General features: G+C 51.5%; 17 protein-coding genes and 1 pseudogene. 9 read left to right on the plus strand and 9 right to left on the minus strand.

Features of this window, described 5'->3' with window-relative positions:
• The first annotated feature begins 142 nt into the window (after positions 1-142).
• Entirely contained in the window at positions 143-1585 is a 1443-nt protein-coding gene (gene ftsZ / locus EL628_RS16705; protein ID WP_218028938.1) for a cell division protein FtsZ, read from the plus strand.
• A 196-nt stretch (positions 1586-1781) separates the two neighbouring features.
• Here the strand turns inward: ftsZ and EL628_RS16710 are convergent, their stop codons facing one another.
• Both EL628_RS16710 and larB read right to left on the minus strand, forming a co-directional pair.
• The gene (locus EL628_RS16710; protein ID WP_126581054.1) at positions 1782-2060 is read right to left on the minus strand and encodes a KGG domain-containing protein; all 279 of its coding nucleotides are present in this window, start codon (positions 2058-2060) and stop codon (positions 1782-1784) included.
• Positions 2061-2150: 90 nt separating this feature from the next.
• Positions 2151-3002 (minus strand): nickel pincer cofactor biosynthesis protein LarB, encoded by an 852-nt coding sequence (larB, locus tag EL628_RS16715; protein ID WP_126581055.1) that lies wholly within the window; start codon positions 3000-3002, stop codon positions 2151-2153.
• Positions 3003-3394: 392 nt separating this feature from the next.
• On the opposite strand from larB, the gene EL628_RS16720 reads away from it, so the two are divergent.
• On the plus strand, positions 3395-3871 hold the full coding sequence (locus EL628_RS16720; RefSeq protein ID WP_126581056.1) for a hypothetical protein: 477 nt from the start codon (positions 3395-3397) through the stop codon (positions 3869-3871).
• A 60-nt stretch (positions 3872-3931) separates the two neighbouring features.
• Here EL628_RS16720 and mutM read toward each other — a convergent pair whose 3' ends face one another.
• The 3 genes from mutM to iscB form a co-directional block, all read right to left on the minus strand.
• On the minus strand, positions 3932-4879 hold the full coding sequence (mutM, locus tag EL628_RS16725; RefSeq protein ID WP_126581057.1) for a bifunctional DNA-formamidopyrimidine glycosylase/DNA-(apurinic or apyrimidinic site) lyase: 948 nt from the start codon (positions 4877-4879) through the stop codon (positions 3932-3934).
• 206 nt (positions 4880-5085) lie between these two features.
• Positions 5086-5721, minus strand: coding sequence for a DUF3267 domain-containing protein (locus tag EL628_RS16730; protein WP_126581058.1), 636 nt, complete (start codon positions 5719-5721; stop codon positions 5086-5088).
• A 109-nt stretch (positions 5722-5830) separates the two neighbouring features.
• On the minus strand, positions 5831-7123 hold the full coding sequence (gene iscB, locus EL628_RS16735) for an RNA-guided endonuclease IscB (protein WP_126581059.1): 1293 nt from the start codon (positions 7121-7123) through the stop codon (positions 5831-5833).
• Positions 7124-7484: 361 nt separating this feature from the next.
• Between iscB and EL628_RS16740 the strand changes: the two genes are divergently transcribed.
• Positions 7485-7670, plus strand: coding sequence for a hypothetical protein (locus tag EL628_RS16740; protein WP_126581060.1), 186 nt, complete (start codon positions 7485-7487; stop codon positions 7668-7670).
• Between the two features lie 125 nt (positions 7671-7795).
• Here EL628_RS16740 and EL628_RS16745 read toward each other — a convergent pair whose 3' ends face one another.
• Positions 7796-8770 carry a helix-turn-helix domain-containing protein gene (locus tag EL628_RS16745; protein ID WP_161975553.1) on the minus strand — a complete coding sequence of 325 codons (975 nt, stop codon included), beginning with the start codon at positions 8768-8770 and terminating at the stop codon, positions 7796-7798.
• A 235-nt stretch (positions 8771-9005) separates the two neighbouring features.
• Here EL628_RS16745 and EL628_RS16750 point away from each other — a divergent pair, with 235 nt between their 5' ends.
• Positions 9006-9911 (plus strand): ribonuclease Z, encoded by a 906-nt coding sequence (locus tag EL628_RS16750; RefSeq protein WP_126581062.1) that lies wholly within the window; start codon positions 9006-9008, stop codon positions 9909-9911.
• On the opposite strand, the gene EL628_RS16755 is transcribed toward EL628_RS16750, so the two are convergent.
• From EL628_RS16755 to EL628_RS31010, 3 genes and pseudogenes are all read right to left on the minus strand, one after another.
• Positions 9908-10921, minus strand: a complete 1014-nt coding sequence (locus tag EL628_RS16755) for an alpha/beta hydrolase (RefSeq protein WP_126581063.1) — start codon at positions 10919-10921, stop codon at positions 9908-9910. The two genes, EL628_RS16750 and EL628_RS16755, sit on opposite strands and share 4 nt — an antisense overlap.
• A 642-nt stretch (positions 10922-11563) precedes the next feature.
• Positions 11564-12403 carry a sulfite exporter TauE/SafE family protein gene (locus EL628_RS31005; RefSeq protein ID WP_371859672.1) on the minus strand — a complete coding sequence of 280 codons (840 nt, stop codon included), beginning with the start codon at positions 12401-12403 and terminating at the stop codon, positions 11564-11566.
• Positions 12404-12475: 72 nt separating this feature from the next.
• Positions 12476-12886, minus strand: a pseudogene (locus EL628_RS31010) (DUF1634 domain-containing protein); the annotation flags it as partial.
• Positions 12887-13089: 203 nt separating this feature from the next.
• On the opposite strand from EL628_RS31010, the gene EL628_RS16765 reads away from it, so the two are divergent.
• The 5 genes from EL628_RS16765 (at position 13090) to EL628_RS16785 (ending at position 19638) form a co-directional block, all read left to right on the plus strand.
• A complete protein-coding gene (locus EL628_RS16765) occupies positions 13090-13683 on the plus strand; it encodes a TetR/AcrR family transcriptional regulator (RefSeq protein ID WP_161975554.1) in 594 nt (197 codons plus the stop codon).
• A gap of 176 nt (positions 13684-13859) precedes the next feature.
• On the plus strand, positions 13860-17114 hold the full coding sequence (locus tag EL628_RS16770; RefSeq protein ID WP_126581066.1) for a bifunctional cytochrome P450/NADPH--P450 reductase: 3255 nt from the start codon (positions 13860-13862) through the stop codon (positions 17112-17114).
• 666 nt (positions 17115-17780) lie between these two features.
• Positions 17781-18281 (plus strand): protein-tyrosine phosphatase family protein, encoded by a 501-nt coding sequence (locus tag EL628_RS16775; protein WP_126581067.1) that lies wholly within the window; start codon positions 17781-17783, stop codon positions 18279-18281.
• A gap of 117 nt (positions 18282-18398) precedes the next feature.
• The gene (locus EL628_RS16780; protein WP_126581068.1) at positions 18399-18599 is read left to right on the plus strand and encodes a hypothetical protein; all 201 of its coding nucleotides are present in this window, start codon (positions 18399-18401) and stop codon (positions 18597-18599) included.
• Positions 18600-18777: 178 nt separating this feature from the next.
• Complete coding sequence (locus EL628_RS16785) at positions 18778-19638, plus strand: MBL fold metallo-hydrolase (protein WP_126581069.1); 861 nt, start codon at positions 18778-18780, stop codon at positions 19636-19638.
• Positions 19639-19642 lie beyond the last annotated feature (4 nt).

Genomic DNA, 19642 nt, shown 5'->3' on the forward strand with positions numbered 1-19642 from the left:
TTCGTACGTCAGGTACCCCACGCTGAAGGGCGGGGGCTCGCACACTGTGGGCCTGAACCTGACCGGCCCTGGCAATAGGACAAGACAAAGTCGGTGCGGCTGTCCGTGACATATGTTCCGACGAGAGGAAATGGGGGTGTGCATGCAACCTTTTTCGCATGACGCATTAAAACACGATCGAGGCGCAGATCGACAGGGCAAGGCCGCACGAATCAAACCTGATGTTCATGCTGAACCAATGAACCCACACGCTGAACTTCAGTCTGTCGTCAATAATGAGAAGCCCAACACTCACGCACCACAGACGCAACGCCAGACTGATGCCAATCCCCTCTCAGTCCCCTCATTTACCGATCCATTTCCAACCGAACATCACGTGGATATTGTCGTCGTTGGAGTTGGCGGCGGCGGAATGAACGCCATTAACCGTATGATGGATGCTCATGTGCGTGGAGTTCGCTTTGTCGCTATGAATACTGATGCTCAGGTACTGGCCTTAACCCAGGCTCCTGATCGTATCTGCCTTGGACAACAACATACCAAGGGACTGGGAGCAGGTGGCAATGCAGCCGTTGGCATGCGGGCAGCGACCGAAAGTGCCAATGAGATTCGCGCCGCTCTAGGGAATGCTGATCTGGTCTTTATCGCCGCTGGAATGGGTGGTGGAACGGGGACCGGAGCGGCTCCAGTCGTCGCCTCGATTGCCCGCAAAATTGGAGCCCTCACCGTTGGCATCGTGACACTTCCATTTACCTTTGAAGGAACGCGCCGCCGCAGAATTGCACAGCAGGGTCTGGCAGATCTGAGCTCAGAGATCGACGCCCTCATTACGGTCCCTAACGACCGTCTTCTTTCCACCTTTGCACGTGATCAGAAACTTACGGAGGCCTTCAAAGTGGCCGATGATGTCCTCAAACAGGGCGTCCAGGGAATCGCAGAGGTGATTAATGTTCCTGGCATGGTCAACGTCGATTTCGCCGATGTACGCAGCGTGCTACGCGAAGCCGGTACTGCACTGATGAGCATTGGACAGGGTGAAGGTCGCAATCGTGCCCAGCAGGCCGCAGAATCAGCAATCGCTGGCGGCTTCTTAAATGTAACGATTCGCGGAGCCAAACGGGTGCTCTTCAATATCAGCGGTGGCGAAGATATGACCCTCTATGAGATCAATGAAGTGGCAGAGCGGATCGGCTCAGCCATTGATGAGGCTGCGGATATTATCTTTGGGGCAGTCATCGATCCTGCATTACAGGACACCATTCGGGTCACGCTCATTGCAGCGGGAATGGAAGAGCTTCATGCCTCACGTATCGAGGCAGTACGTCCAGATCAACTCCAATCGCCCATGCGTATCTCACAATCGTTCTCCTTCGACTCACCAACGGCAAAAGGGCGACAGCCAGTCCCACCACCCAGGCCAGCCCCGGTGGCCCCACCACCAACTCAGATGCCCCCTTCCCTCCCGAATAGCTATCCACGTTCTCCTGAACGTTCACAGAACAGCGAAGCAGGCAAAGAGCGTAGCCAACAAGCAGAAAAGCAACCGGAGACACCAGCCTTCTTACGCTGGCGAAAAGAGCGCTAAGCTTCTTTTCGCGCTCTTATACAGATAATATACCTCTTGTATCGCTATGATATATACTCTTTTTTTGCACTATTTATTGCAATGACGATGCAATCAGAAGCAAATAAAATCATTGCTGGGCCTCCTCACGTCTGGCGAACCCGGAGAAGGGAATGAACAGACAAGAAGAGGCCCAGATGAATAGCAAGCGAAAGCGTTATTCTTTGTTCTCGTTATCGGGGGTCACACGACCACGCTCGCCCCCTTTTTTCCCAATCCGCGAGTAGAACTCCGATCCCTGCTGCCGTTTCGTTGACTCGCCGCCCTTCTTCCCAATCTCGGCATAGAATTGGGGGCCTCGCTTCTCCTTGACGGTCTCGCCCCCTTTTTTACCGATCTTTGAGTAAAATTCTGGACCATACTTCTCACGTACAGCCTGGCCACCATGTTTGGCCTTCTGGGACCCCGGCTCGGGCCCACGCTTGTTATTTGCCATAGAAAGTCCCGCCTCTCTTAAACTTCGTACCCACTTTTTCCCAACTTTTCGCGGTGAGACATTCTATACTCAGAACATCTCGCTGCTTCCCTACTGCGACTGATGTTCACGCGCCTGCGCCACACGGTTGGCAATCAGCGCCGCCGTGATTCCTGCGCCTACACCATTGTCGATGTTGACAACAGCAAGTCCTGGCGCACACGTTTGCAACATCGATAGTAGTGCGGCAACCCCATTACCGCCAAATCCATAGCCGATCGACGTTGGTAACCCGATAACAGGAACCGGTACTAACCCCGCTATCACCGATGGCAGGGCTCCATCCATGCCCGCTGCAACAATGATGACATCTACTCCCTCGTGTAACATGGCCTGTAGCGGCTTGAAAAGCCGATGAAGCCCTGCTACCCCAACATCATAGATACAACTGACACGGCAGCCCATCTCTTCTGCGATGAGCGCCGCCTCGTCTGCCGCTGGAATATCCGATGTACCAGCACTAATCACCCCGACCTGCCCCTCTGTTCTCTTTCGTACATAGTCGGGTTTGGTGATGACAATGGCGCGAGACGCTTCACGGATACGAACAGTGTTTCCTTGAAACGCTTCCCGAAGCGGTTCAATCGCCTCAGGACGGACCCGGCTGATGATCGCTCGACCAGTGGCAGCCAGCAGGCTGTTGGCCATTGCAATCACTTGAGCCGTCTCTTTACCAGCCCCATAGATGATCTCCGGGGCCCCTTTCCTCTCCTCGCGTCCCGTATCTGGCCGAGTCTCAATGACAAATGAGCTCTCTGTTTGCAGTTCTGGCAGTGCACTGCTAATGAAACGCTCCGACCCGCCGACCCGCTCAGCTTGTTCGTGTTGTTGTTTCTGCCCGAATGGCCCCTCACCGAGCAACTGGCTGATGAGTTCGATTTGTTCATCGCTTTTATGATTCACGGAATTTCACACCTTTAGTCCTTCACTGCCTACTGATTGCTCATTTGCATTTACAACCAGTCACAGTGTAACACAGTCTATCTTATTCAGCAAGCCAACGGTAGCTCTTTCTTACTTAGAAGTAACTATTGGTCATTTTTCCTACATGAGGGGTAATGATGCCTCTTGCAGGCAAATGAATTTGCACAGTCATTTCCGTTCATCTGCGTTGAACACTCTGCTGCCGCCTGCGCATCCACTCTCTTCTTCTGTCCATGACGCAACACAGTGTTGTATCCTATACTCTATAGGGTGTATCCTATAGATCAGAGATGTTTCCTTCCTGAAGAGCTTTCTCGGGAGGGCCCATTCAGGTCTGTTGTGTTGTTTTATGGAGAGGGGTTGCTACGTTCTTGTTGAATGTTCCACTTAAACAGATAGCGTTTCTCGCCTTCAGCTTGCTCTTACTCTGTATGGTAAGCTCTTGCGGGCCAACAGTCAATTCAGTCGAGCCGCAACAAACGGTGACCATTAATAAGTCTTTCCAGGCCCCGCCCGCTACTCCACCTGCGCCTCCTACTTATACCTGTGGAGCCTGGGCTTCGGATAATACTCCCAGTAGTACGTATAGCACGATCTCGATTATTGCCAAGCTGTCAAAAGATCTCGCTGGGGTCAGTGGTATCAATGCTACGGCTACAGTCCATTTCAGAAGTGGGGATGTGACGCTGGATCAACATCCTGTAAGTGACGCGGGAGGCTATGTGACATTCACGCTCCCACTCCAGGGCCGCCAGCCTCGCATGAATCCTGCTACGGTCGATGTCTTCTTTGCCATTGACGCCAATACGAAGGTCCAATGCTCGCACGCATTCTTTACCCCACGCTAGACCATGCTACTCATCAAGGCAGTTGAAGCCCACTGGCCCCAACTGCCTTATCAACCAGAACTACAGCTCGCTCGCGGCCAGGATCGCTTCTGCAAGCGTCTTCGGTTGACAGCCTGGACAGAAATGAGCGCTGCGCTGCGCGATGACGATTCTTTCTATGAGCGTCCCACAACGCACACAGGGCTTGCCATCCTGCTGGTAGACCTGCACATGGTTAAAGTTCTCTCCTGCCTCACCCCATAGGTCTCGATAGGAATTAAATGAGGTTCCTCCATGCTCGATACCACGCGTCAGGACGGTGACAATCCCTTCATGCAGCAGGGCGATCTCACTGGCACTCAAACTATCCGCTCGCCGCAATGGATGCAGGCTGGCATAAAAAAGGGCTTCGTCTGCATAGATGTTCCCGACACCCGCCACAATTGTCTGGTCCAATAATAATTGCTTGATTGCTGTACGCCGTCCAACAAGTGAGCATTGCAGACCCTCTGCCGTAAAATCTGCCCCCAGTGGTTCTGGGCCCAATCCACGAAAGGCTTCAGTCTCCTGCGACTGAGCCCAGAGGCCAATTGTGCCAAACTTACGTGGATCGGTAAAGAGAAGACAGCGCCCATCCTCGAAGAGGAGACTGACACGGCAATACTTTGTCTCGTGCCCTTCAATGGCCTCGCTGCTCGCGTGATAGGTTGGACCCTTTGTATTCCAGGCTGCCTGATCGCGTTCTTGCAGGCTGGTATCAACGGTCCAACCAGGCTGAAGCAGAAGAAAGTTCCCGGTCATCCGACGATGAACGGAGAGAAAGAGCTCTCCGCTAAGATCTATGATGAGAAATTTTCCACGCCTCCGCACATTCTCTATCGTACGGCCTGCAATCTGAGCCAGGAAGTCTGGCAGGGCAGGATGTTTAATGGTTCTCTCCCAAAAAACCTCTGCCTCACGAATGGTGGCTCCTACGACGCTGGCCCGCAACTGGCGAGCCGTATATTCAACTTCTGGTAGTTCTGGCATATCTCTTCTCTATCCAGCTAACACCTCTTTTTGAGAGTTAGAGCGCTCTCGCTGAAGAAGGAAAGGGCATAACAAACTGACGATTCGATCGGATTCTTTTGTTGATAACAAGATAGCGTACACGCGCATTCCAGGCCAGTCTCCAGTACCATCTGGCAGTCCTCTGGCGCCCTCTGGCGCTCATCTCAGCAGTTCAATCTGCGCTATCAGAAGGTCCAGGCTCGGTACCCTGTCTCTGTATCTTCAATCAGAGTCTCTGGTGAGCATTTTCGCAAACGTTGCGCCACGAGAAGATCGCCAACCGCGCCCGAAGCATTCCCAATCCAGGCCAATAAGAGGTAGGCTGAAAGCAAAGGAGCCAGCAACGTGATGAGGATAGCAAGACTACTGATGACGATCAGAGGAGCCAGACCGACAACTAGATAGTGGTTGCGCCGAAAAAGCTGCTCTTTCGCTCCACAATAGAGGGCCAGTGGAAGCTTTGCCCCAAAGTACGGTCTGCCTCCCCAGAGAAGGAAGACTCCGCCGTGGACAAGTTCATGAAAGGGAAGAATGAGGAGGTAGCTGACAATATTGAGGACAAACCAGAGGAGAAAACCGAGGATGTTCAAACTTCCTGCCAATGGATATCCATGCCAGGCCAGCGACCACAGATCTAAGCCACCAAAAAAGACCCCTGCACCCAGCAACAGAAAAAAACTCCCACGCGCCAGCAGGCGTAATTGTACTGGATCATCAAGCAATGCTAACTCATCTTGCTTTCTCAGTTCGCCTGCCTCGATTCTGGCCTGCAATGCCTGCTGCAGCCGGGGATGAAAGCGATCGTGTACAACGAATGCCATAGAACTCCTCAATTGGTACTCTCATCATCAAATTTCGACCTGCAGATACCCCTAGCTTTAGCTATGGGGAGGAAACAGGTCCTCCTTTTTGGGTGGATAGGGAGTGCCCCTACCCAATGTGGTACCGATAGCCATCGCAGCGCTGAAGCAACTGGCAATAGCGATACGATATCCCTTGAATGGTTCCATCTTTGGTCGTGATATTGAAAAAACCTGAACTACGCACGGCAACTCGTCCAACAAAAATCCCCCTCTTTTTTCCATGGGGAACGACCGCTTTAACAACATCTCCTGTCTGAAAGCCCTTCATACGTCTGGTCCCCTTGGCAGAGGTTCGAGGAAAACCATATTTGTCAGGACGGCACATCTGACGATTGCCATGTCCAGTCGCGGTGATCAGTAATGGTTTGATCTGTTGGTAGTGCAAGATCGCAGGGGTTGAGCGGCCAACACAGCAGGCATCTAACCAATGAGTTTTTTCCAGGCCACGGGTGATTCGGTTCCACTTTGTTGCTCCTCCCGATCCACATTCAATGGGCAAGTGCGTGGCTTTTAATTGTTCAAAGAGAGCCCAGCGCGTTGCATTCACAGCGGTTGCATCCTTAAGGGGAGTTTTGGCTTGTGCCTGAATGCGCTTGAGCACGTCCGGTTTCTTCTTGAGGAAGACGGCAATATCCTGAGTCCCCTTCGCAATGTTGCACTTCTCGCACGAGAGAGCCAAATTACTGATGCGATTGGTGCCGCCCTTCGCTCGGGGATGGATATGCTCCACTTGCAAGGGAAGCTCTCTTGCTCCACAGTAGGCACATTTCCGGTTCCATTTTTCCAGCAAATACTCACGCACCTCATACCCCTGAAGTATCCCCTGCTGGTACTCAATGCCCGAAATTTCTGGATTCTCCATCTGTTGCAGGTCAAATTTGACCAACTCCATGCTGATCGCCTCAATCGGGCAAGAGCGAGAAAGCCGCTGGACCCACGTGAGAATATTGGCAATCCTGCTCTCTAAGGATGGTGGGAGCCATCCTTTCTTTTTGTTTTTACGATTCGTGTAGCGTGGCTCGCGGTAGCGCGTTTTGCGCTGTCGCCTGCTTCTGCGGAGGCTGCGGCGATCATCAAGAGCACGCTTGACTGCATCTCCTCGATGGAAGAGTTCCGCAGCAAAGACAATGTCGCCACTTTTGTCATCTACGATGGCAAGGCCCGTCGTTTTGCTGCCGGGATCAAGTTTGATGCGCAATGGGATGATTTCAGGATGGTCTACCTCTGTTTTCAAGATCAAAGTGAATGGGTACCTGCGATAAACGGCAGCCTTGCCCTCTTTCAAGAGGAGGCGAGCCCGCCCCGGATGGATCGGATTCAAGGGCTGATACATCGTGTCCATGACAAAAACGTTGCTCATAATGAGCCTCCTGTTTCCAGGGTAATGGGTGCCTCGTCAATGTTCGGCAAGGTTTGGCGTCGGCAACACTGGCTTAACCCTTGTAGGCCTGTTTAATCGCCGACCGTAGAGCAGGGGGCTGGCATGCACCCCCTGGTACCTAATTTCTTGCCGAACGGAGTCTCTATTTCAAGACCAAGACTGGTCAGGTGGGCCTGCTTCGAAAGACAAGCCCCTAGCTTCAGCTATGGGGTTCCTGACTTCTCAGTACATTATAGCAGAAGCCCGGAGTAACCAGCCACCAAAATGATATACTCAGAGGGCCGACAGAAAACCGTTCAACCGCGCATCAGTACGCAAAAGAGCAGAAAGGTCAAAGCTTATGGCACAGAATATTCAGGCCTGGCGGATCTTGATTGGCGTCTTTGGGGGCTTCTGGCTCCTGTTTGCAGGTATTCTGATTTTCAATGGCTTCCCTTTCCTGATTATTAGCATGGCACTAACCACCATCGCCATCCTTTCGATCCTGGTCATAGTGCTGGCCTGGGCCTATCAGAATAACCTCTAAAAGAAAACCATCTTTATGGTGGGTATTTCATGAAGAAAAAGAGAGCTCTCCTCATGATGTCCCCCCACCATAACTCTTCTGACAGAGAGCGTTCATGCCAGATGGTGAATCTCTTTCAGGAAAGCCTACTTATACTCCTGATGAGGAACATTTAATAAAACTTCTTCGATATCCTGCCAGACAAGCTGCTCGGCTTCATTGCTGGCAAGGCGACGCTCTTGCCTCACGGAATCCTGCATCAGTTTCAGGACACGCTGCCGAAAACCCGTAAAATGCGCCTGCTGAATGTGAGAGGGTGGCATAATATGGAGTGCAAAAACGTCTGGATCATAGAAATCTTCTGGATTAAAGGCCAGTGCCAACAGGTTTGCATACCCGCGAACCAGAGCCAGGCGTGCTTCAGGGGCAAAATAATCTGGCTGCGTACTGGAGATCAGCAGGCAACCTGCAACCCGGCAGGCATACATAATGGGGCAGGCAACAGCACTGACCTCATGCTCAACTTGATACGCTGGCAAAAACGTCTTATTAGTACGAAGATCGCCAATATGCTCTAAGCGGCAGGAGACGGTGACATGTCCAGCCAGCGATTCAGCGCCCAGGAGAAGTGCCTTTTCTTCGAGATCGCCGCCCCAGGGAGCCGTCCCCAGACCAACGGTCTCACGAAGACTCCGGATCTTCCCATAGCGTGCAGGCATGCAGCGCACGACAGTAATAGCCATGCCCACGCGCTCAGGATCAAGCTGGCGCAAGGCTTGCTGCAAGACAAGGCGCGTGATCGACCAGAAACGGAGCAGATCGGGGATACTGGCCCGCGCCTCCAGAACCTCGATGATAAATTTATAGGGAATCTCATGTGACGTGGTATCGATCTCAAAATCCACGACATCAGGAGAGACCTTTTCTAACAGGGTCAGGAGCTGGCTGCGTGGCCCTTTGGGCAATGCACGCAATAATTGACGCAGATTGTGCGGCCTTGGCGAGGACTCCCCGCTCGCCCACCGTGTTAAGGTCACTGGATGCACCCCTATCTCTGCGGCAATGCGATCACGCTCGGTTGAGTTGGTGATGATCGAATTGAGAAGCTCGCGCCAGTCCAATGGGTGGACCTCTTTCTTTCTGGTTTCCCTGTACGATGACGATTGTTGGGTTCCATTGCCACTCAATGATAGCAGAAGCTGTGTTAAATGTCAAACATTGCAACAACATTCAGGAAGGGATTTGCTTTGCAAAAGCGGCTCTGATGCCATAGAATAGCTGCAAGATCATCTTCCCCAACCTTTCTTTCCATGATATGATGAGGAATACACATCTCTCTTGCTGAAGGATTTTTGTATGCTCGATATCTGTCTACTGGGAACCTGTGGCATGATGCCTCTTCCCAATCGTTGGCTTTCTTGCGCTCTTGTGCGCAATGGCTCTTCTCTTGTCTTGTTTGACTGCGGGGAAGGGACGCAGGTCCCCTGGAAGACGTTGGGCTGGGGCTTCCGTCAGTTGGGGGCTATCTGTCTCTCGCATATGCATGCAGATCATGTCGCAGGTTTACCTGGCGTCCTGTTTATGGTCGCACATGCTGGGCGTACCGAGCCGCTGGCGATCTATGGGCCCGCCGGGACCGCTTATGTCATCGAAGGGCTGCGCCGGATTGCGCCCGATCTTCCTTTCCCTATTCACATCCATGAACTCAAGGGGGGCGAAACATTTACGCTGCCTGGCGGCTTAGAAGCAACCTGCACCCAGGCGAACCACGGCATCCCCTGTCTGGCCTATCGCGTCGATCTCGCGCGTCGACCCGAGTTTCAAGCAGATAAAGCACGAGCGCTTGGCCTGCCAGTTCAACTCTGGAAACGTCTACAACATGGCGAGACGCTTGAATATGATGGGAAGGTCTTTACCCCGGAACAGGTTCTGGGGGAACCACGGCGCGGCCTCTCACTCGCCTATATCACTGATACGCGGCCAACGCCTGCTCTCTCGAAGCTTGCGTCTGATGTCGATCTGCTGATCTGCGAAAGTATGTACGATACGCGAGATGATCTTCCTATGGCTCATGCCAACGGACATATGATCTCCGAAGAATCGGCTGGAATTGCGAAAGCTGCCCAGGCTCATGCGCTGGTCTTAACACACTTTAGCCCAAAAATTACTGATCCCTCGCAGGCAGAAAAAGCGGCACGCCGTATCTTTCCTAATACTCGTGCCGCAAGAGATGGTCTTGTCGTAACATTGGATTTCTCTTAACCTGCCTCAGAGAGATGTTGCTGCTCAGACTCTCGCTCAACGTAACTAACAGGCCGCTGCTCCTGAAGGGGAGGCAGTTTTCTGAGATACTCATCAAAAAAGTGGATGACGCGCTGCATGTAGACAGCACGATCAGCAAAGTACGCTCCACAATGCTCGACCCCTGGTAGCTGCCAGAGCTCCTTCGGCTCACCAGCTGCTCGATAGAGCAGATCCGAATCTCGCGGATCGACAACGGAGTCTTTCATCCCATGGATGATGAGAATCGGTCTTGGCGCGATCCGTCCAATATCTCTCAATGGCTCAACTTGCCGAAAATGATAGCCCGCTCGGAGCCAGAGCAGGATATCCGTAATCCAATCAAAAATGTAGAAAGGGAGATGCAATGTGCGATGCACAGCATACTCAATCGCGCTCTTATGCGTTGCAAAAGCACTATCAGCGACCAGTGCTTCGATCTCTGCCGTTCGAGCTGACCCCATAATAGAAACGGCTGCCCCCATTGAATAGCCAACCGCTCCCAGACGCGCATGAGGGGCTCGCTGCTTCGCATACGCAACAGCACCCAAGAAGTCATTAATCTCTCGATACCCCAGCGTGAGTGGTTTCCCCACGACTGTCCCATGGCCAAAGTACTCGAAAACCAGAATATTGTGGCCTTCTTTCCAGAGAAGAGCACACAAGCCTAACACATCTGAACGGCTCCCCCGATACCCCGGTGAAAGAATAATCGTTGTTGTGGCTTCTGGATATGGAACATACCAACCATTCACCTCATGGTCTCCCTGCAAAGGCGTGAAGGTAACCTCCTCTGCTGGCAGGCCAAGCTCAAAAGGTGAGAAGGTATACAAGGCAAAAGTGGCCAGACGCTTTGGATGAATAATTGTTTCTACAATATACAGACCGATACCCAGAATGATGCCCAGGATGCTGAAGCCGCCACCCAGACCACCCAGGAGTATCCTCTTCAACGACGATCGGGAAAGTCGTAGGTTCTCTACCTTTTTCATAGAAACCCGCAACCTTTCTAGCAAAACAGAGTTATGTTCTTTGCACTTATACAGACAGACATATGTTTTATAATGGCCTTTGGCGAGAAAACCACGAAGTCTTCAGCTTCGTGGATGAATCGCCGGATGTGCAGATCCCTTCAAAAGAAACCAGCACACCCATGGACTCAAAAAACTCCGGCAGAGCCGGGTGATGCGTATCTACTGGCTGTGACCACCAGGAGAATCCGACCTCATCTCGACAAGGTTCAAAAGGCTTGTTGTGCTTGGAGCACCGATCCTTTCCTCAAATCTTCTTAACTCCAAACGACAGAGCAGCGGTCTGATGCGTCAACCGCAGGTGTCATGACCAATTGAACGAAGCTCCCATTTCTGGGGCTGAGTCTGGTGAACTTGAGCTTCCGAAGAAGCGACCAAACCGTCGATCCAACGGCTTCCGAAGAAGCCGCTGAGTCTTCAGCTCAGCGGTAGTTCACACCTGATTAGCACTACTTACAAGTATAACTCCAATAAACCAGATTTTATGCCCACTCGGTTTTTCTCTGCTCCTACTTAAGGTAAGAGCAGAGATTTCTATCTATCTATACGCTTTTTCGCCGTCGAGGGACGCACTTTTGATGCCTTGTAGCTCATTTTCATACGTTAGAAAGGGCCAATCCCCAGGCCATGCAACACCATCTCCAGTGCTGAGAGGACAATGACTGGGATAAAGATCAGGCGCAAGGCTTTATTGCTCATGCCAGGCAAGAGACGTGCTCCAAAGAATGCTCCCAAAAGAATGCCTAAAGCCACTGGTGCCGCCACCAGTGGGAGAATCTCGCCACGAGAGAAATAGATTCCTGCACTGGCCGCAGCCGTTACACCAATCATCAAGTTACTGGTAGTTGACGAGACCTTCACCGGGAGCCTCATGATGGTGTCCATGGCAACGACTTTAAAGGTTCCACTCCCAATTCCTAATAAGCCAGAGATCAGGCCCGCTACATACATCAGGGCCAATCCCCAGGGAGTGCGCGTTACCTCATATGTGACCACTGTTCGCGCATGACGATCTGGATAGGCACCATTCAGACGTAACCAGCTGGCCAGCCGATCATTCTTGACGCCATGAGGAAGATCTTCGCCCAATTTTACGACCACAGGGGCAATCGAGATCAACAGAATAATCCCAAAGATGACGCCCAGAAGGCCCGGTGCTAACAGACCTGCTAAAAATGCTCCGCTGACGGCTCCTATGGTGGTCGCAAGCTCCAAAAACATTCCTACGCGCAGATTCGTTAGATGATCTCGTACATAGGCCGCTGCCGCTCCACTGGAGGTAGCAATCACTGAGATAATGCTCGCACCAATTGCGAAATCAATTGGTAGACGAAAGACAATGGTTAACAGGGGCACAATCAGAATGCCCCCCCCCAATCCAACAAGTGAGCCCAGCATTCCAGCACCAATCGAGCCTAAAAAAATGCAGACGACGATGAGCAATGAGTAATGAATCTCGTGCGCGCCCGCAGGCAGATGCGGGGTGACAGTTGCCCCCAGAATGAAGATACTACAGAGCAGAATGGCCAGTACGAGAGCAGTAATCAGGACATAGATGTGATCTCTCTCGCGCGCAAAGGTAAAAATTGAGGCGGCTACGCGCATAACCGGTGTGGCAATAAGACAGAATAAACCAAGCGAAATAATGGCTTGCGGTCGCATAATCAGAAGTCCGGCCAGAACATCTGAAAGTGTCTGCGGAAAATTCAGGAGCCGCTGCGTGGAGAGTCCACCAGGACGGGTCGGAAGGAGAAACATTCCTGATAGGATCAGGACCGCACTGATCAGCACCCCCCCTTGAAGAATCCAACTAATCATCTCCGTACCAGACAAAGACGGACGTGGCCCACGCTCTCCATTCAGTAGGGAGAGCGGTGGAACCCCAATGGCCTGTGTCGCTTTCTTTGAAATACGCTGTTCTTGCATTTCTTCTTCTCCAAACGCCGGAAACTATTCTTCTTTTCACACATAGTGTAGTTCATTTCTCTTCATAATTCCAATACATATATATTATCGAAATGATACCCTGGAAGAATGGGTCATCATCCCTTGACACTCCCAAAAAACTGAATTATAATTCAGTTATGAATGATAATTCAAATCCCGATAAGAATACAAAGCAGCCCCGCATGTCGAAGAAGCGTGAACGAACACGCGCCGACCTGCTTACTGCGGCCCGCAACGTCTTTTCTCGTAAGGGGTTTCACGATACAAGCATCCTTGACATTACTGAAGCTGCGGATGTTGGTGTAGGAACCTTTTATCTTCACTTTCGCGATAAAGATGAGATCTTTGAGAACCTGGTTCAGGAAGTGCTGAATAGTCTGCGGCAACAGGTGACGGCTGACGTCTATCAACAGGGAGAGCCCTCTCTTCCAACCATTATTCGTGCGATCTTTTATCATGCATACGATCAGCGCGATCTATTCCGTATCGCGCTAACTGGTGGTGGTCTGTTTGCTCGCACCTTCCACGTGCAGGACCTGATTGCAGAGGGCCTGCTTCCAACCCTTGAAAGAATGGCGCAACGTGGCCTGCTCAATGCCTATACGGACATCTCTTTGCTGGCCGATTTTATCACGGGCGTCATTATCCAGGGAGTGATCTGGTGGTTCGATCAGGAGGAACCTGATCCCAAAGGGATGACTGAACAGACATTGTTGCTCCTTTCACAAGGGCTGCCAGCAGCCCTGTTTATAGAAAATGAACAAACCCCTTACTAGTCTGGACAGCCCTGGTGATAACGCGCAGAATGGGCACTGGAGCTCTTCTCAGACCTGAGGCATCCTTCTCTTTTTACCTGCATAACCCAACCATAGAGGCCTACTCTATGGCTGACAGGCGGCGTCTTTATAGTACCCAGCTCTCGATGGACCCTTTCGAGGAGGTTTTCACACGTATGGCTACACATTCGGTATCTGATCACACTAATCGCACTAAGCGTGCTCTTCCACAGCCTCCCGCCAAATTCCTGGTGGGCAATCTGTTTGACGTGAGTGGCGACCATGTCCAGAATTTTATGAAATTGGCTCGTGAATATGGTCCCATCTATCAATTAGATCTCCCTGGCCGTCAGCTCGTAGTGGTCTCGGGCTTTGATCTGGTTGATGAATTAAGCGACGAGACCCGTTTCGATAAAAAAGTCTGGACTCCTCTGCGCAATATCCGCAGCTTTGCGGGCGATGGACTCTTCACAGCAGAGACGAAGGAGACAAACTGGCGTAAAGCACATAATATTCTGCTGCCCAACTTCAGTTTGAAGGCTATGCAGGGCTACTTCCCCATGATGCTGGATATTGCTGAACAGATGCTCGGCAAATGGGAGCGACTCAATCCTGAAGAAGAGATCGATGTTCCCGACAATATGACCCGTCTTACCCTCGATACCATCGGCCTCTGTGGCTTTGATTATCGCTTCAATTCTTTCTACCGCGAGAATGCTCATCCCTTTGTCAATAGCATGGTCAATGCCCTGGGCGAGGTGATGGAGAGTGGCGAGCGTCTCCCCATTCAGAACAAATTAATGGTCCACAAGCAGCGCCAGCTTCACTATGATATTGAATATATGAATACTATTGCGGACCAGATTATTCAGGAACGAAAGAAAAGCAATCAAAGCTCGGCTGGTAAAAAAGATCTACTCAGCTATATGCTGACTGGAGTGGATAAAGAGACCGGTGAGAAGCTGGATGATGTCAATATTCGCTATCAGATGATTACGTTCTTGATTGCCGGGCATGAGACGACCAGCGGTCTGCTTTCGTTTGCCACCTACTTCCTGCTGAATAATCCCGCTGTGCTGGCGAAGGCCTATGAAGAGGTAGATCGCGTGCTGGGACCAGATCCAACCGTTGCCCCAACATTTGCGCAGGTCAATCGATTAAAATATATCTCTCAGATCTTAAAAGAGACGCTGCGCCTCTGGCCCACTGCTCCTATGTTCTCGGTCTATCCTTATGAGCCAACGACTATAGCCGATACCTATACTGTGGATGCGGCGCGAGACTGGGCAGTTCTTATTCCAATGCTGCATCGCGATAAGAGCATCTGGGGCGAGGATTCCGAACGTTTCAACCCCGATCACTTTACGGTTGAGGCCGAACAGAATCGACCAGCCAATGCCTATAAACCCTTTGGCAATGGACAGCGCGCCTGCATCGGTCGCCAGTTTGCTATGCAAGAAGCAACGCTGGTCCTGGGCATGATGCTCCAGCGCTTTAAGCTGATCGATCACACGAACTACCAGTTGAAAATCAAAGAGACGCTGACGCTGAAGCCTGAGAACTTTTTCATTCGTGTGGCCCCGCGTACCGATGCTGATCGCAATCTGAGCTCGTTTGTCCCTAAAATCGTCACTGGTACCGAACAGGCACCCAGAGCTGAGCGTCCAACCAGCGTCAATCAGCACAATACTCCGTTGCTGGTTCTCTTTGGCTCCAACCTCGGTTCGGCTGAAGATATTGCACATACAATTGCCGAAGATGGTGAGGCGTATGGCTTTGCCGCTACCGTTGCTCCCCTGGACGAATATACAAACAAGCTGCCTACTGATGGGGCTGTTGTCGTCGTAACCGCTTCGTACAATGGTACTCCACCGGATAATGCTGAGCAGTTCTGCACATGGGTGAAAAGCCCCGATCTTGCTCCCGATGCCTTCAAGGGCGTGAAATTCGCAGTCTTTGGCTGTGGCAATCGCGAGTGGGCTTCGACCTTTCAGGCCATTCCACGCTTGATTGATTCACAATTGGAGCAGCATGGAGCCGAGCGCATCTATCAGCGCGGTGAGGGCGATGCCAGCGACGATTTTGATAGCGATTTCCAGAACTGGTATCAGCCGCTCTGGCAGACGGTTGCTGAGAGATTAGAGATTGATCTGGGTGAGACCTCTGTGCAGACGCCGCAGTATGAAGTAGAGTTGTTGACTGGCGAAAAGCCCTTGAATCCATTTGTTGCCTCATTTGGGGCTCAGGCGATGAAGGTCGTGGAGAACCGCGAGCTCCAGCAGACCGATGAATCCGGACGCTCAACGCGACATATCGTTGTGGCCCTGCCAGAAGGTGTTAGCTACCGCGCTGGCGATCATCTGGGAATCATTGGGAGTAACAGTCAGGCACTCGTCAAGCGTGTGGCGGCCCGCTTTAACTTTGATGCCGAGAGTAAGATCCGCCTGACGCAGAGTGGTACACGCAAGACACATCTCCCCATCGATCAGCCTATTCTGGTCTTTGATCTGCTTACCGATTACGTTGAGCTACAAGATGTGGCCACGCGCTCACAGATTAAGGTTCTGGCCGATCATACAGAGTGCCCACCCGATAAGCGCAAACTCCTGGCCCTCTGTAGCGATGATGAGCCAGGTATCGCTCGCTATCGTGAAGAGATTATGGGCAAACGGAAGTCCTTGATCGATCTGCTGGAGGAGCTACCAGCCTGTGAGTTACCATTCAATGTCTACTTGCAGTTGCTCTCGCCTATTCGCCCACGCTACTATTCGATCTCGTCCTCGCCCATGAGGGGGGCTGATACATGTAGTATTACGGTGGCGGTAGTGAATAGTCCTGCTCGTTCGGGCCATGGCACCTTTGAGGGTCTCTGCTCAACCTATCTGGCTCAGCAAGGAGAAGGCTCGGTCATCTATGGCTATGTACGCGATACTGGCTCGTCTTTCCGTCTGGTTGAGGATGCTCGTACGCCATTGATTATGGTGGGACCTGGCACCGGTCTGGCTCCATTCCGGGGCTTCTTACAGGAGCGCGCAACGCTAAAGGCTGCGGGCAAAGAGGTTGGCCCTTCGCTTCTCTTCTTTGGGTGCCGTCATCCTCAACATGACTACCTCTATGAGGGTGAGCTCAAAGATTTTGAGCAGCAGGGGATTACGACTGTGGTTACGGCCTTCTCCCGCTGGGATGGCTGTGGCAAGACGTATGTACAGGACAATCTCCGCCAGCACAAAGATCAGGTCTGGCAGTTGTTAGAGAATGGAGGCGTCTTCTACATCTGTGGTGACGCTGGCGCAATGGCCCCGGCTGTACGTCAGACACTGGCTGAGATCTATCGCGAGCAGACAGGCTCCTCAGCTGAGGCCGCCGAGCAGTGGCTCACCGAGCTCACTGCCCAACAACGCTACCTCGTCGATGTCTGGGCCTCGAATTAATCTCTAAGGCAACTTTCTGCGGCCATCATGAATGAGATTGTGATGGCCAACTCCTTCGGTGGCACCAGGGGGATAATGGTGACCTTTTACGGCCATCATAAATGATGGGCCCCACACCATTTATGCGATAAATCGCTCGTAAAGGGGCAATTTATTGCATGAAGGCGTCGGGCCCATCATTTCGTGACCAACTCCTTCGGTGGCACCAGGGGGATAATGGTGACCTTTTTACGGATATCATGAATGATATGTGATGGTCAGCCTCCTCCTTCGGTGGCACCAGGGGGATAATGGTGACCTTTTTACGGCCATCATAAATGATGGGCCCTACCTTATTTATGCGATAAATCGCTCGTAAAGGGGCAATTTATTGCATGAAGGCGTCGGGCCCATCATTTATGATGGCCGTTGTGACCCACTCCTCCTTGTTGCACTCTTGTAAATGATGAGAGAATGACATATACTCAAGCCATTCCCCCCATGTATTCCCCTCAAAAGCCCCCTTGCCCTTGCACTCCTGGCAACGCCCATCAATCTCACACATCGAGAGAAAAACGTCGTCCATTCCAGTTCTGTTCAAGCAAGACGAGGTGCGCAGGCGTCTCTCGCCAGTGCCTCAATCAGACAACCGTCTATCCCAAAACATTGGGAGAAGGAGATCTGCCCGTGCGAGCGCCACTATACACTGTTCAAGGAGTTTCTACCGGCAAAGTAAGCATCATGGCACGTCCACGAGGAGGAGATTGGCTCCTCGATGAAGCCAAAGCTCTGCGCGCCTCTGGCGTTGATATCCTGATATCTCTGCTGACCCCAGCAGAAGAGCGTGAGTTCGACCTTGCAGAAGAAGCTGCGTTCTGTCACCAGCAAGGAATCACATATCTCTCCCTGGCGATCCCTGATCGCTGTGTGCCTCCTTTCTCTGAGCCAACATTCGTCTTCCTGAAGCAACTGAAAGGGTCTCTCGCCGAAGGAAAACACCTCACATTTCATTGCCGCCAGGGGCTTGGGCGAGCAGTTCTCATGGCAGCGAGTGTGCTCGTGCTCACCGGTTTGGCCCCAGAGCAAGCGTTTGATCTGTTGAGCCGGGCGAGAGGATATGTTGTGCCAGAGACCGAGGAGCAACGAGCATGGGTTGTAGCATTCTCTCAACATCAGAGATCAGGCTGATAGAGCGAGAAAAGCGAATTTATGCAAACGCCATGACGGCGACCAGAATAGTGAAGCGAAGAGCCCTGCGGCATCGTGTTATAGATAAACCCTCTATGATAGGAAAGGAAGCTTATTATGAACCGACAGCGACTTTACACCGTGTTCTTTTTGGTTACGATGGCAGCCCTCATCTGCACCTTCCTCTTCTGCTATCTTCAGCCCGGCTTTATTCCTATCTTTTCATATCTTACCACAGCCTTTACTATCATTACAGGAATCGGAGCCATCTCCTTTGGCCTGCTCAAAATCCACGAGGCCTATAAATATGAATATTAGCCTGAAGTCTTGATCGACATGAGCTAATAGTAACGCACTTTATAAAAAAAGCGGTAGATACTCTGGAAAAGCCCATCAAAAGAGAGGTTACTTTTTGTTCCACAAAACGTGTTAACAGGAGGTATGATAAGTGTAGGATAGATAAGGCTTCTGCCGTACCTCCCTGAAAGTGGTTAAGATGGACTACATGCATACGGTTGTGCTACCAACCACCCGAGAACAGGTATCTTTAGAACAAGGCTCTCTTTTCTTTATTGGGAATGCCACCGTTCTCCTGCGTTACGCTGGCTTTACACTGCTGACCGATCCAAATTTCCTTCATATGGGTGAACATGTCCATTTAGGCTATGGCGTGAAATCTACACGCTTACTCAATCCCGCAATCCATCTTGATCAGCTACCAGCACTCGATATGGTGATCCTCTCTCATCTCCACGAGGATCATTTTGACCGCATGGTTGCTCACAAGCTCAACAAATTGACGCCAATTGCAACTACGCCCAAAGCGGCTGAGGCATTACAAAAAAAGGGCTTTTCCCGCACCTATCCCCTGGAGACCTGGCAGACGCTTTCCCTGGTCAAAAATGAAGTGCACTTACATATTACGGCACTTCCAGGACGCCATGGTCCGGGGCTAGCCGCCAAATTGCTGCCACCAGTCATGGGCAGTCTATTGGAGTTTGTCCCCTCTGAGAAGAAGTCTGGCTTCAGAATGTATATCAGCGGTGATACGCTTGTCTATAAACAGTTAAAAGAGATCCCTAAACGTTATCCAGAGATCGATCTCGGGCTCTTTCATTTAGGTGGAACGAAGATCTTTGGTCTCTTGGTCACGATGGACGCGAAACAGGGGGTAGAGGCACTCAAATTGATTAATCCACGCCTGGCGCTTCCCATTCACTATAACGACTATACGGCCTTTACCTCATCTTTGGAAGATTTTAAGCGCGAGGTGATTGCTGCGGGGCTCGAGCGTCAGGTGCTTTACCTTGGACGAGGAGAGAGCTACACATTCGAGGTCCCTGGGAGTCGACGCTGAAGTT

The organism is Tengunoibacter tsumagoiensis (genome assembly GCF_003967535.1).
GTDB classification, from domain to species: Bacteria; Chloroflexota; Ktedonobacteria; order Ktedonobacterales; family Ktedonobacteraceae; genus Tengunoibacter; species Tengunoibacter tsumagoiensis.